At 60.6% G+C, this 13,717-nt stretch carries 11 protein-coding genes; 3 read left to right on the forward strand and 8 right to left on the reverse strand.

Annotated features, from left to right (window positions below; translation table 11 throughout):
* Positions 1-175: 175 nt before the first annotated feature.
* Positions 176-1,318 (forward strand): DegT/DnrJ/EryC1/StrS aminotransferase family protein, encoded by a 1,143-nt coding sequence (locus HB777_18690; GenBank protein QND65737.1) that lies wholly within the window; start codon positions 176-178, stop codon positions 1,316-1,318.
* A gap of 14 nt (positions 1,319-1,332) precedes the next feature.
* On the opposite strand, the gene cysQ is transcribed toward HB777_18690, so the two are convergent.
* Genes cysQ through cysD form a run of 3 tightly spaced genes read right to left on the reverse strand, consistent with a single transcriptional unit; the run spans position 1,333 to position 4,980 of the window.
* The gene (gene cysQ, locus HB777_18695) at positions 1,333-2,124 is read right to left on the reverse strand and encodes a 3'(2'),5'-bisphosphate nucleotidase CysQ (protein ID QND68814.1); all 792 of its coding nucleotides are present in this window, start codon (positions 2,122-2,124) and stop codon (positions 1,333-1,335) included.
* 10 nt (positions 2,125-2,134) lie between these two features.
* Positions 2,135-4,072, reverse strand: a complete 1,938-nt coding sequence (gene cysN, locus HB777_18700) for a sulfate adenylyltransferase subunit CysN (protein QND65738.1) — start codon at positions 4,070-4,072, stop codon at positions 2,135-2,137.
* Positions 4,073-4,074: 2 nt separating this feature from the next.
* Positions 4,075-4,980 (reverse strand): sulfate adenylyltransferase subunit CysD, encoded by a 906-nt coding sequence (gene cysD, locus HB777_18705; GenBank protein ID QND65739.1) that lies wholly within the window; start codon positions 4,978-4,980, stop codon positions 4,075-4,077.
* Positions 4,981-5,468: 488 nt separating this feature from the next.
* Here cysD and HB777_18710 point away from each other — a divergent pair, with 488 nt between their 5' ends.
* Together HB777_18710 and HB777_18715 are read left to right on the forward strand one after the other, a co-directional pair.
* Positions 5,469-6,794, forward strand: a complete 1,326-nt coding sequence (locus tag HB777_18710) for an O-antigen ligase family protein (protein ID QND68815.1) — start codon at positions 5,469-5,471, stop codon at positions 6,792-6,794.
* Entirely contained in the window at positions 6,791-7,726 is a 936-nt protein-coding gene (locus tag HB777_18715; protein ID QND65740.1) for an NAD-dependent epimerase/dehydratase family protein, read from the forward strand. Before HB777_18710 ends, HB777_18715 begins: the two co-directional genes overlap by 4 nt.
* 25 nt (positions 7,727-7,751) lie before the next feature.
* Here the strand turns inward: HB777_18715 and HB777_18720 are convergent, their stop codons facing one another.
* The 5 genes from HB777_18720 to HB777_18740 all read right to left on the reverse strand — a co-directional run bounded on the left by HB777_18720 (position 7,752) and on the right by HB777_18740 (position 13,702).
* On the reverse strand, positions 7,752-8,291 hold the full coding sequence (locus tag HB777_18720) for a sugar transferase (protein QND65741.1): 540 nt from the start codon (positions 8,289-8,291) through the stop codon (positions 7,752-7,754).
* A gap of 121 nt (positions 8,292-8,412) precedes the next feature.
* Complete coding sequence (locus tag HB777_18725; GenBank protein QND65742.1) at positions 8,413-9,345, reverse strand: glycosyltransferase family 2 protein; 933 nt, start codon at positions 9,343-9,345, stop codon at positions 8,413-8,415.
* A gap of 27 nt (positions 9,346-9,372) precedes the next feature.
* Entirely contained in the window at positions 9,373-11,361 is a 1,989-nt protein-coding gene (locus tag HB777_18730; protein QND65743.1) for a polysaccharide biosynthesis protein, read from the reverse strand.
* Between the two features lie 179 nt (positions 11,362-11,540).
* Complete coding sequence (locus tag HB777_18735) at positions 11,541-12,908, reverse strand: sulfatase (protein QND65744.1); 1,368 nt, start codon at positions 12,906-12,908, stop codon at positions 11,541-11,543.
* Complete coding sequence (locus tag HB777_18740; GenBank protein ID QND65745.1) at positions 12,908-13,702, reverse strand: sulfotransferase; 795 nt, start codon at positions 13,700-13,702, stop codon at positions 12,908-12,910. Before HB777_18740 ends, HB777_18735 begins: the two co-directional genes overlap by 1 nt.
* Positions 13,703-13,717 lie beyond the last annotated feature (15 nt).

Consider the following 13,717-nt stretch of genomic DNA (forward strand, 5'->3'; position numbering starts at 1 on the left):
ACGAAGCCCGGATTTCCGGCATCTCGCGAAGACACGCCGGAAAAGACAGGTAACAGACTGCGACACCTAGGCAATTCGCGGTTCAGCCTGCCCGGCTTTCTCGGCAGGCGCAACTCTGGTACCAGCGGCCGGTTATCTGGCTAAACCGCCTGGCTAAAACCGTTTTGAGGCCGACATGCAGTTCATCGATCTTGGCGCGCAGCGCGAACGAATCCGCGACCGGCTGAAGGCCGCGATCGACCGTGTCGTCGAAGAAGGCCGCTATATCCTCGGCCCGCAAGTCACCGAATTCGAGAACAAGCTCGCCGCCTATATCGGCACCAAGCATGTCGTGGCCTGTGCCAACGGCACCGATGCGCTGCTGTTGCCGCTGTTTGCGGCTGGCGTCGGCCCGGGTGACGCGGTGTTCGTGCCGAGCTTTACTTTCGCCGCCACCGCCGAAGTGGTGGCGTTGGCCAAGGCCGAGCCGGTATTCGTCGATGTCGACCCGCATAGCTACAACATCGACATTGCCAGCCTCGAAGCGGCCATCGCCATGATCAAGAAGGAAGGCCGGCTGAAGCCGAAGGCAATCATTCCCGTCGATCTGTTCGGCCTCGCCGCCGACTACGAGGCGATCATGGCGATCGCCGACCGCGAAGGGCTGATGGTGATCGAGGATGCCGCCCAGTCGATGGGCGGTTCGCTCGACGGCAAGATGTGCGGTGCTTTCGGCCATGTCGGCTCGACCAGCTTCTATCCGGCAAAGCCGCTTGGCTGCTACGGCGACGGCGGCGCGATGTTCACCAATGACGATGCGCTGGCCGAGCAGCTCAGATCCTTCGCCTTCCACGGCAAGGGCGAGACGCAGTACGACAATGTCCGCGTCGGCATCAATTCACGGCTCGACACCCTGCAGGCGGCGATCCTGATCGAGAAACTGGCCATCCTCGAAGACGAGATGGTTGCCCGCCAAATGGTGGCAAAGCGCTATGCCGACGGGCTTGGCGACATCGTTACCGCCGCCCGCAATCTGGATGGCAGCCGTTCGGCCTGGGCGCAGTACGCCATAGAGACGCCCAAGCGCGACGGGCTGAAGGCGCATCTCGGCGAAAAGGGCATTCCGTCTGTCATCTATTATGTGAAGCCGCTGCATGCCCAGGTCGCTTATCGCGACTATCCGCGCACGCCGACCGGTCTTGCTGTTTCGGAAGACCTGCCGAAGCGGATCCTCTGCCTACCGATGCACCCTTATCTCAGCGAAGCCGACCAGGACCGGATCATCGAAACGATCCGCAACTATATCGGCTCGAATTCAGCGCAGGCCGCAGCCGAGTAGGCTGCGGGGCCTTCTCAGGCGGGGCTGACCCCTGCCCTACCGCTGGCAATGAAATGCGGATTGGCAAAATCCTCATCGTCGCTTTGCCTGCGCTTGCCGTAGACAAGGGGCTGGCCGTCCAGCGTGCGCGTCATGCCACCGGCCGCGCGCAGTACGGCGTCACCTGCCGCCGTGTCCCATTCCATGGTGCGGCCGAAGCGCGGATAGACATCCGCCTCGGCGCTGGCAAGAAGGCAGAATTTCAGGGACGAACCGACCGAAACGATTTCGGCGGCACCGAGGTCGCGGATATAGGCCTCGGTTTCCGGCGTGTTGTGTGACCGACTGGCGACGACGGCCAGCGGCGCCACGGCCGTTCTCACCGAGATCGGCCGGCGGCCGACGATCTGGTAGTCGCCATCGATTTCGAGAGATTCCGCCCTGCCCGGCAGACCGGAAAAGAAGCGGCCGGTGCAAGGCGCAAAGACGACGCCGACTTCCGGCACACCATCGCGAACCAGCGCAATGTTGACGGTGAAATCGGTGCGGCGGTTGACGAATTCCTTGGTGCCGTCGAGCGGATCGATCAGGAAGAAAGCCCCGTCCAGGTCGGGCGGCACGATGCCGGCGGATGCTTCCTCCTCGGCCACGCAGGGAATGTCGGGAAATGCGGCGCGCAGTCCGGCGAGAATGATCTTCTCGCTCTCGCGGTCCGCCTCGGTCACCGGCGAGGCGTCGGACTTGCGGTCGACAGCACAGCCGGCGTGGAACACACGCATCACCTCGCGTCCTGCCGCCAGGGCCAGCCGCTCGAAGATTTCGAGCATTGGCCTGTCGTCAGATGCCGCCGCCGCTGTCGTATTGGTCTTCGGCAATGTCGCGCTCGTTCAGCCAGTGTTCCAGGGCGTCTACCATCTCTTCGGCCGATTTGCCGAGTGTCCTCAGATGGATTTCCGGGTTTTCCGGCGCTTCGTAGGGAGAATCGACGCCGGTGAAATTCTTGATCTCGCCATTCAGCGCGCGTGCATAGAGGCCCTTCGGATCGCGCCTGGCGCATTCCTCGAAGGGCGTATCGACGAACACCTCGATGAATTCTCCGTCGGCCATCAATTCGCGCGCCATGCGCCGCTCGGCGCTAAACGGCGAAATGAACGAAACAATGACGATCAACCCGGCATCGGCCATCAAACGCGCCACTTCGGCGACGCGGCGGATGTTCTCGACGCGATCGGCGTCGGTGAAACCAAGATCGCGGTTGAGACCGTGACGAACGTTGTCGCCGTCCAAGATATAGGTATGGCGGCCGGTGGCGAACAGCTTCTTTTCGAACAGGTTGGCGATGGTCGACTTGCCGGAGCCCGACAGTCCGGTGAACCAGAACACAGCCGGCCGCTGGTTCTTCATGTCGGCGCGCACGCGCTTGCCGACATCGAGCGACTGCCAATGGATGTTTTCGGCGCGGCGCAGCGAATGCAGGATCATGCCGGCGCCGACCGTGGCGTTTGAGATGCGGTCGATCAGGATGAAGGCGCCGGTGGTGCGGTTTTCGGCGAAGGGATCGAAAGCGATCGGCGTCCGCGTCGAGATGTTGCAGATGCCGACTTCGTTCATTTCGAGCGACTTGGCCGCTTCATGGGCAAAGTCGTTGACATTGATCCGGTACTTCAGATCGGTGACGGTGGCGCTGGTCTGATCGGTCTCGGTGCGCAAGATGTAGGAGCGGCCGGGCAGCAGCGCATGTTCGTCGAACCAGACGATGTTGGCTGCGAACTGGTCTGCGACCTGCGGCCGTGCGGCCGGCGAAACCAGCATGTTGCCGCGTGAGATCTCGACCTCGTCGTCAAGAACGAGTGTAACAGCCTGGCCCGCGGCCGCCTGGGCGAGGTCGCCGCCATAGGAGACGATGCGCTTGACGCGCGAGGCCTTGCCGGATTTGGCGACGACCACCTCGTCGCCCGGCGCGACCTGGCCGGACGCGATCGTGCCGGCAAAACCGCGAAAATCGAGATTGGGGCGATTGACATACTGGACCGGGAAACGGAACGGCAGCTCGACCACCGCTTCGTCGACCGACACGGTTTCGAGATGCTCGATCAGCGTCGGGCCGGAATACCATTCCATGCTTTCCGACCGGCGGCTGACATTGTCGCCATAACGGGCCGACATCGGGATCGGCACAATGGTCTGGAAGCCGAGATCGCGCGAGAATTGCCCATAATCCTCGACGATACGGTCGAAAACCGTCTGATCGAAATCGACAAGATCGATCTTGTTGACGGCCAGCACGACATGGCGGATGCCGAGCAGTGAGGCGATGATCGAATGGCGTCTGGTCTGGCGCAACACCCCTTGCCGGGCATCGATCAGCACGATCGCCAGATCGGCGGTCGAGGCGCCGGTCGCCATGTTGCGCGTGTATTGCTCGTGGCCGGGTGTGTCGGCAACGATGAACTTGCGCTTCGGCGTGGCGAAGAAACGGTAGGCGACATCGATGGTGATGCCTTGCTCACGCTCAGCCTCGAGACCATCGACCAGCAGCGCGAAATCGATGTCGTCGCCCGTCGTGCCATGCTTGCGCGAATCGCGTTCGAGCGCGGCGAGCTGGTCCTCGAAAATCTGCTTGGTGTCGGACAGCAGGCGCCCGATCAGCGTCGACTTGCCGTCATCGACGGAACCGCAGGTCAGGAAGCGCAGCAGCGACTTCTTCTCCTGCGCCGCCAGATACTCGCGGACGCCGTCGGTGGGCGCGAGGCTCTTTGCCATGATGTGGCGCATGGTCAAAAGTACCCCTCGCGCTTCTTCTTTTCCATCGAGCCGGCTTCATCGCGGTCGATCAGGCGACCCTGCCGTTCGGACGTGCGTGCGGTCAGCATCTCGCCGACGATGGCTTCCAGCGTGTCGGCATCCGACTCGATGGCGCCGGTCAGCGGATAGCAGCCAAGCGTGCGGAACCGCACCAGCCGGTTTTCCACTGTCTCGCCGGGGCGCAGCTTCATGCGCTCGTCATCCCGCAGGATCAGCATGCCGTCGCGTTCCACCACCGGCCGTTCCTTGGCGAAATAGAGCGGCACGATCGGGATACTTTCCTGCAGGATGTACTGCCAGATATCGAGTTCGGTCCAATTCGATAGCGGAAAGACGCGGATCGATTCACCCGAAGCGATGCGGGTGTTGAATATCTTCCACATTTCGGGGCGCTGGTTCTTCGGATCCCACACATGCTGGGCGTTGCGGAAGGAAAAGATGCGCTCCTTGGCGCGCGATTTCTCCTCGTCGCGGCGGGCACCGCCAAAGGCTGCGTCGAAACCGTATTTGTCGAGCGCCTGGCGCAGCGCCACGGTCTTCATCACATGGGTGTGCGTGTTCGAACCGTGGTCGAACGGATTGATGTTGTCGCGCACGCCGTCTTCGTTGACGTGGACCAGGAGATCGAAGCCGAGTTTCTGCGCCATCTGATCGCGAAAGGTGATCATCTCACGGAATTTCCACGTCGTGTCGACGTGAAGAAACGGGAATGGCGGCTTGGCGGGATAAAAGGCCTTCATCGCCAGATGCATCAGCACGGATGAATCCTTGCCAACCGAATAGAGCATGACCGGCTTGGTGAAAGCGGCCGCAACCTCGCGGAAGACATGGATGGATTCGGCTTCAAGCCGCTGAAGATGCGTAAGCGTTGTTGTCATGGACTGTGAGCGTTCTCTCGTGCCTTTTAACAGAAGGCCTTGCCTCAAATCGTCGAGCCTTCGCGCCCGGTTCAAGCCTTGCTTCTGGACAATCTCTGTCGTGCCGGCGTTCTAGCAGATCGCTGTTGTCAAGAACAATGCTGGACTGGCCCCGTGGCACACGGTTCGGGAATGAATTTTCCACGGACACCCAAAAACCCGGAAATTCCTGCTCGCAAGCTCAACAGTTGAGAAAACGTGGGAAAAATATTGCTTGAGTAGACCGGCCGCGGCCCGCCAGGGATCTTAGCTGATCGACCGGCGCCGGCTGCCGATTTTCAGTGGCAATCGGCTCCGATGCACTATCGAAAAGAGAGCCCAGCCGCTATACCAGCCTCGGGAAGCGGGCAGGTGCATCATGAGGCATGGGCAATTTCGAGGCGAGCGCATTCTACGTCGCTAAACAAGATCCGCCGCACGAAACTTGCCGAAAACAGCGAGCCCAAAAATTGAGCCGGCCTTCATCCCTGAGACAGCAATTCACGCCTTCTCGGATCAATATCTACTTCTCCATTCTTTGCTTCTTTTTTCCACCGGTTCTGGGATCGGTGGTCAGCTTTGTATTCAACGGCGGCGGCCTTTCATCCGTCCTGCTGATTGCTTTACGGAAAAGGCGCTTCAACGCCGACCGGCCGATGATCTGGCTGACGGTCGCGATCTATGCGTACTGCGCCGCCAATCTCCTGGCTTCCATCATCAACAACTCGTTCGTCCGGGATGCGCCACATCTTATCCCGCTCGTGACCTTCCTGTTTTTTCCCGTGTCCTATTCGACCTGGAGCATCACGCAGAAAACCACGCTTGCCCGCATCGTCGTGCTCTCCAGCATGGCCGCCTGTTTTGTCGCGCTGCTCATGGCCGTCATCCAGCAATATTGGATTGGGGTCAGGGCCGAGGGTGGGGCCGGAAATCCGATCGTCTTCGCAACCGTCGTCTGCCTTGCCGTGGTGATCTGTGTAGCCGGCGCCTTGTCCGGCATCGAGCGAGCCCGGAACCCCCTCTTCTATGCGACATTGGCCGGGACGATCGCCATCATCTATTCCGGCTCGCGTATCGCCTGGCTGGCACTGCTGATCGCCGGCATCGCCGTCATGCTGATCAACCGGCACAGGCTCAGAGGCAGGAATGCCGTTCGCCTGCTGCTGTTGCTGGCGGCGGTCGGCGTCGTGATCGCCGCTTCCAGCTTCCAGGCAATATCCGGGCGCGTCGACTTTTTGCGCTCCGATTGGAGTGCGCTTGGAGCCAGCGGCAACTACGACACCTCGGTGGGAATACGTGTTGCGCTTTGGCAGATCGGCCTCAAGGCATTCGATGACATGCCAGTGTTCGGGCATGGTGTGGGTGCGACTCAGCTTCTGATAGAGCAAGGCTTTCATGACCAGTTCGCGATGGACGCCGGCTTCAACCATTTCCACAACGGTTTCCTGACCGCCTTGGTGCAGGCGGGAATTCTGGGCGCCGTGACGCTGGCGGCGATCTTTGTCGTTGCGGCTGGAAATGCCGCCCGGGTCTTGCGAAACAGCGGCGATCCGGTCGAGCGGTTCGGCGCCACCATGATTGTCGTCGTGGTGATCACCTATCTGACGGCCGGAATGACGGGCATCCTGGTCGGCCATGACATTCTGGACTCGGTGCTGATGGTCTTCCTGGTGAGCGGAACATATCTTGCCTCCGGAAATCAGGCTCCGTTGATGGAAGAGCAGGCACTTGCGCCAGCCGGGGAAGAGCGAGCTCTTCCGTCAGCCTCGCAAGAGCTGTTCCGGGCAAGGCCATGAAGGTTCTGGTCACGGGCGCGACGGGTTTCATCGGGCGTCTTGTCGTGCAGCACCTTCGCGAAGCCGGTGCCGAGCTTCGCCTTGCCTCCCGCCATCCGGAGAGGTTTGGGCTAGGGGATGGCGCGGTGCTGATGCCCAATTTCGATGCGCCGGCCGCGGCTTTCCTGGCACTCACCAGGGATGTGAGCCACGTCGTCCATTGTGCCGGCCTCAACAATGATCAGGGCGATGCCACCGAAGCCGATTACCAAGCGGCCAATGTGGAACTGAGCGCGCGGCTGGCGCAGGCAGCGGCCGCCCAGGCAAGCGGACGCTTCATCCATCTCTCCTCGATCCGGGCCGTGATCGGCGCTCGCGTCAGCGCAACGATCGACGAGAACACGCCCCCTGCCCCGCAATGCGTCTATGGACGCTCGAAGCGCGAGGGCGAGATCAGGGTTTTGGACGCCTATGCGTCGCATGGCCGCTCCGACGCCGCCGTGCTGCGCCTGCCTCCAGTCTATGGAAGCGGCATGAAGGGCAACCTCGCGACGCTGATGCGCCTGGCCGATACGGCGCTGCCGCTGCCGACGGGCGCCTTGACGGGAATCCGCTCGCTGATGTCATCCGAGGCGGCGGTGCGAGCGGTGTCGCACCTGCTGGGCCACTCGCGGCCACTTCGCCCAGTCTATGTCGGCGCCGATGTGCCACCGGTCGCCGTCGAGGCCATCATCGCCGCCTTTCGCAGGGGTTTGGGGCGGCCTATGCGCCTGATGGCTGTGCCGGCCGGCCTGATGCGGCCGGCAGCAAGCGTGCTGGGCAGGCAGGCGTTCTGGGCCAGCCTGACCGCGACACAGATATGCGACCCTGCCCTGCTGGTGTCGGAGGGCTGGGCGCCTGAAGCCGGCACGCTGGAGCGGCTGGCCGAGCTGGCGCGGCTCAGTAAATCCTGACGTCGTGTTCGACCATGATGGCCTGTCAGCTTCGATAAAGCGTTCCAAGCAGGATCCGAAGGTCGAGCTGGAACGACGCCGTGCGGAGATAGGCGGCATCCGTTTCGGCCAAAAGCTCCGGGTTCGACATATCGATGCCCCTGATCTGGGCCAGGCCGGTTATGCCCGGAAGTGCTGCCAAGACGCCCAGCCGCCTGCGACACTCGATCAGTTCCGTTTGGGTCGGCAGGCAGGGGCGCGGGCCGACCAGGCTCATCTCGCCCTTCAGGACGTTCCAGAACTGCGGCAGCTCATCGAGCTTGAACTTCCGCAAGGCCTTTCCAACCGATGTCACGGAATTCGCCGGCGCCTCATGCGAGGGCAATGACGGCGTGCCGACATACATGGTGCGCAACTTGTGACAGCGAAAAAGCAGGCCGTCGCGGCCGACCCGAATCTGCGAAAAAATGGCCGGACCGGGCGACGATGCCCGAACGGCAAGGACGGCCAGCACCAAAACAGGAGATGTGGCCACCAGCAGCAGAGCCGCACCGGCAAGATCGAAGATGTGCTTGGCTGCCTTCATGAACGGCCGATAATGCTCCCTGCCAAAGCCCCGAGGCAACGCCGCGGGCCAAGCCCGTCAATCCGGTCGACGTAGCATGAGCTCATCTGTTGACCAAGTGCGCCACGCAGCTGTTCGATGCTCAAATGCGCCCCAGGATGAAAGCGAGATAGAGCCCCAGGGTCCCGGAAAGAGTCTGCCGATAGACACCGCTTTTGCGCAAGGCGGCCAAGCGGCGGAAAAGACCGCCCTGCCGCCCGCGGGTGAACAGGTCGAGGCATGCCGCCGCGTCCTCGGTCAGGAGGTCGCGATTGACGGCAAGGCCGTCAAGGTTGAGGTCGGTCCAGCCGGCGAACTCGCCCTTGAACAGGCGGCCAAGCCGGGAAACCCTTGCTCTCCATGACACGTTGGCTCCAACCAGGTTTGCCGCGTGCTGCCGGTAGCGCACCAGTGGTCGCGGATCGTAACGAACGATGCCGCCGGCGGCGGTCACGATGAGATAGGCCCACCAGTCGTGGCTGACGAACCCGGTTCGCGCGGAGGCCCTGGCCAGCAGGTCGCGGGCCGCGGCGTTGAGCAGCATGGTGTTGCCGCCGGCGATGCTTTGCACAAGCGCGTTGCGAAAGGATGGCGGACGGGCAAACAGCGGCGAACGGCCGACAAGGCTTCCCGTTTCCGTCATGGTCGCGGTTCGCGAGCAACACATCAGCGGGGTTTTTGCGTCTTGGGCCTGCATCCAGCTGACAGCGCTCTCCAGCCTGTCGGGCTCCCAGATATCGTCCTGGTCGCAGAAGGCATAGCAGTCCGCCTCGATGCGTCGATCGAGGATCATCGATCGGAAATTGGCTGCGAAGCCTTGCCGCGGCCCCTCCACGAGGGTCATTCGACCCTTGGACCAGCGCGATTTCCATGTCTCGATGATGGCGGTCGTGCCATCGATGGAGCCATCGTCTGAAATCCACAGGTCGACCAGAGGGTGCGACTGCGCGAGCAGGGATTGCAACTGTTCATCGATGAAGGCGGCACCGTCTTTCGTGCCCATCAGGACCGCGACGCGCGGATCTTCTTTGCTCACGAACAAGATCGCTTTCTGATTTGGGGTCTAGGTCGCCTGCCCGGCCGTTTTCGGGATCGCGTCTTGACGTGCACTCGCTCTGGCCTTCTTGGCGCGGTCAAGGCTTGCCAACACGGCGAGCGCGGCAGCCTTGTCCTGGTTTTTCGCCGATTGCTGCAGCTCCGTGAGCGCGATCTGGACATCCGACCATTCCACGACGTCCGTGCTGAGACCAAAAATCTTCGAAATGCCGAGTTCGACGAGTTCCTCATCTTCGCCATGCAGCGTTTCGTGGAGTTTTTCGCCCGGCCTTATGCCGGTGAACCGGATTGCGATGTCCTTGTATGGGCTCTTTCCTGCCATGCGAATCATCGTTTCGGCCACTTCAAGAATCGGCACCGGCTTGCCCATGTCGAGCATATAGACGGCATAATCGTCTCCGCTGTGCCTCGACGCGGCGTCAGCCGCCGACATGATGACGAGATCGACGGCTTCGGCCACGGTCATGAAATAGCGTGTCATGCGCCGGTCGGTGATGGTGACGGGTCCCCCAGTCTCGATCTGCGCCCGGAATATGGTCGCTACCGAGCCATTGCTGCCAAAGACATTGCCGAACCGCACGGCTATGAACTTGGTGGCGGAGCGGCGCACGCCCGTCTCGCCTGCTGGCGTCCCGTGCAAGGCGCTGATGATCTGTTCGGCAGCCCGCTTTGTCATGCCAAGCACCGATGAGGGATCCACCGCCTTGTCGCTCGATATCAGGACAAATTGCGCAACCCCGCACTTGGCAGCGACCTCGGCGCAGACGAGTGTTCCGAAAATATTGGTCTGGATGGCCGAATCCCAGTTTTCCTCGAGCAGCGGAACGTGCTTGAGCGCCGCGGCATGAAAGATGATGTCCGGCCGGAATTCCGTGACGACACGCGTGATCTGGCGCCGGTCCGCGACATCGACGATACGGACCTTGAGACGGTCGTGGTCCTTCTCGTCAATATACTGGCTCAGTTGGAAAATGCCGAACTCGGAGTTGTCGGCGACCAGCACCGCTTCCGCTCCCAGCTCCAGCGACCGTTTGACCAGCGTTTGGCCGATCGAGCCGGCGCCCCCCGTCACCAAAACACGTTTGCCACCTACAAAGCCGCTGATGCGCTCTATATCGGACGCGACGGTCGGGCGGCGCAGGATCGTTTCCATCTCGACGGTGTCGAGAACCAGTTTTCCGTGCTGCTCCAGCTCCGAAAGACCGGAGAATTGCACCACATTTATGTCGCCGTGCCGGGCAACGCGGACGAGTTCCGAATACTCCTCGATCTCATGTTCGGCGCCGCTGCCGAAAATCAGCAGATCCAGGCTTTTGGTGCCTGTCGCGTAGTCTTCCAGGACATCGATCAGACGCGGCCGGGTCGCCACCACGGGAACACCTTGAATCCGCGTCCCCAACGGCGCGCCGCGTTCGGTCGCCATGATGCCTGCTATGGAGTAGTCCGTCGGCTGCGCCGTGCGCGTGAAGCGAATAATCAGGTCTGCCTCGCCGAGCCGGCCGACGAACAACGCTCGCTTGGCCTGCTCCTTGTCGGTCCTGCGGCTTAGAATGCCCCAACTCTCGCCATCACGCAGGAAACGGTAGAACAGTCGGGGCGCCGATATGATGGTGAAGGAGACGAGGAAGAAGACGATGAACTGGCGCTCGTTGAGCCCCTGCACCGGCTGGAAGGAACGAACCAGCATCGAAGCGGCATAAAGAACGAACGTCAAAATCGCGCAGCTCTTCAGGATGTTGAAAAAGTCCGGCGTCGAGGCAAAGCGCCAGACGGTCGTGTAGAGGCCACAAAATCTGAACAGCAAATGGCTGATGAGAACAATGCTAGCCCAGGTTGCCAACCCCTCGTTGGAGAGCGCTTCGAACGAAAGATTCGACCGCGAAAGCACGAGGCTGAGCGCCACGGCGACCAGGACCATGACCACGTCCTGGACCATGATGAAGGCGCGCCGCATCTGTGGCCTGAGCCCGAATACTGATTCGAGGTAAGAATTCATTGGACGGCACTAGACTCCAGGCTCACGGATATAAACACCAACAAAGTGCGAACACGAAGATACTTCGTGGCCGATCACCTTTCCAAAGTGCCATCCCGGCCCCCGCCGTCCTGTATCGCATACTGCGAGGTTGAAGGCATAGCCAGATGTTTTTTTGGGAAATGCATTTGGTTTAGCCGTCAATCTCCGCGATCAGATGGGAGGCGCGCGCCAAGATCTAGACGCACGTGCTCGAAGCGTGCGTCGCCGATCAAATTGTTCCACTCATATGGGTCGGCGCTTAAATCATAGAGTTCTTCAGACAGGTCCGAATAGCGCGTGTAGCGCCAGCGGCCCGACCGCACAGAATGGTTGCCGCGCAACCATGTCATGATGGCGGAGTGATCTTCCGTCTTCGTGCCCCGCACCAAAGGCATGAGCGAACGCCCGTCAATATCCGCCGGTGGCTCGAGCCCGCAAAGATCAAGAAGGGTCGGAAACAGGTCGACCAGACTTACCGGCTGCTCGACGCGTCCTGAAATTGCCATGCCCCTTGGCGGCAACATAATAAAAGGTACGCGCGTTGCTTCCTCCCACAAGACGAATTTTCGCCAGTGCAGCTTTTCGCCAAGGTGGAATCCGTTGTCTCCCCAAAGGACCACGATCGTATTGTCGGCGGCGGGCGATGCATCCAAGGCGGCGAGCACGCGCCCAATCTGGCTGTCGCAATAGGAAATAGCTGCGAGATAGCCTTGCACGGCATTGCGCCATTGCCCGTGCTTCAAGATGGTTTCATGATCGGGAGGCGAAAGCGCCCAGGCTTTTGCGATGGCGGGAACGTCGTCGAGGTCGTCATTCTTGACAAACGGAAGGCTGACCTCGTCGAGAGGGTAAAGATCGAGAAATCGTTGCGGAACGTACCAGGGCAGATGAGGCTTGTAGAAACCTGTTGCGCAAAAGAATGGCTTGCTGTGCGGTTTTTCCAGGAATGCGCAAACCGCCTCTGCGGTCTTGAAATCAGGCATCTCCTGCTCGCGGGCGGGCTCGATAGCGCCCCAGTCGAAGTGGTGATTCATTGACAACACATTCTGGAAGTCATCAAAATCAAACATACCGTTGAGCGGCCGCCCTAACGGCATAGGCTCAGCGGCAATCGTTTGGAATTCGTCCCACAAAGCAGGCCGGTTCTCGATGTCGCTCCATTTCGCCGACAACGCCTTGTTGCGCCCTGCATCCGCGTAATCAAAACTGCCATGGAACACTTTCCCGGCGCCGAAGCAAAAATACCCTGCCTCGCGTAGTCTTTCGAGTAGCGTGACCCTTCGAAGAGGCGCTTCCCAGAATGGCTCATTCTGGTAGACACCCGTTGTCGTCGGCAGGCATCCCGTAAAGACGGACATCCTGCTGGCATTGCAGTAGGGGGCCGTGCAGTACGCGCGCAGGAAAGTCGTCCCGCGAGACGCAAGCCGGTCAATTGCAGGCGTTTTGACGTTTGGATGGCGGCCAAGTGGTGCGATCCACGAATTGAGATCGTCTGCCACGATGAAGAGAATGTTTGGCAATTGCATCAGCCTTCCACCGCTATGCTCAAGTCAATAGTCGGCCAGTCGGAAACCGATAGCCCGGAGAGCTTGGAGAATTCGACGGTGTCGTCGTAAAAAATCTCGCGCAAGTAGGCCACATCTTCCGGTCGGAGCTCATTCTCTCGTTTTTTTCCAAAATGGTCCATTCGCGGAGCCAGTAGGGGAAACGGGTGGATGGAGAGGAAACGAGCTATAGCATCCAGTGTGCCCTGACGATCACCCAGAAGATCCAGCGAGCGCAAGAGGAGGACGTTCTCCCTGGGGAACAAAGCAAACAGCCGCCGAAGCTGCCGCGCGTAGAAGCCTCGTTCGACATAGCTATACACGCGCCACGCTGGGTCGGTTTGATTCAACCCCTTAAGTCGCCAGCGGCCTTGTCGAATAGCCAAGTGAAAAGGCAAATGCTCCCACTGCCTGTCTATCTCCATACGCCATTGCGACCAAGCCCGCTCGATCGGATCGCGAAAGATGAAGACCAGTTTTATTCCGGGATTGTATCGTTTTATCCTCTCCAACGATGGTGGCCAGAACAGATAGATTGGCGTCACCTCAAATCCAATGCGGGTCCCAATATCTTCGGAGAAAAGGCTCTCCAACCTCGGATAGTCCGGCCTGAACCAGTTCTGAGCCTCGTCGTCGAAGAAATGCGCCTCCTTGACGGACGGCGTTGCCATCTGCGGATGTTCGCTGAGATAGCCGAACAGGCTGGTGGTGCCAGCCTTCTGCACGCCACCAACGATTAGACCCAACCGAGGCTGGTCCGACGCATCTGTTCGCATGCCAAAGCTACTTCT

Origin of the sequence: Mesorhizobium loti, assembly GCA_014189435.1 — a bacterium.
In the GTDB taxonomy this organism is placed as follows: Bacteria; Pseudomonadota; Alphaproteobacteria; order Rhizobiales; family Rhizobiaceae; genus Mesorhizobium; species Mesorhizobium loti_G.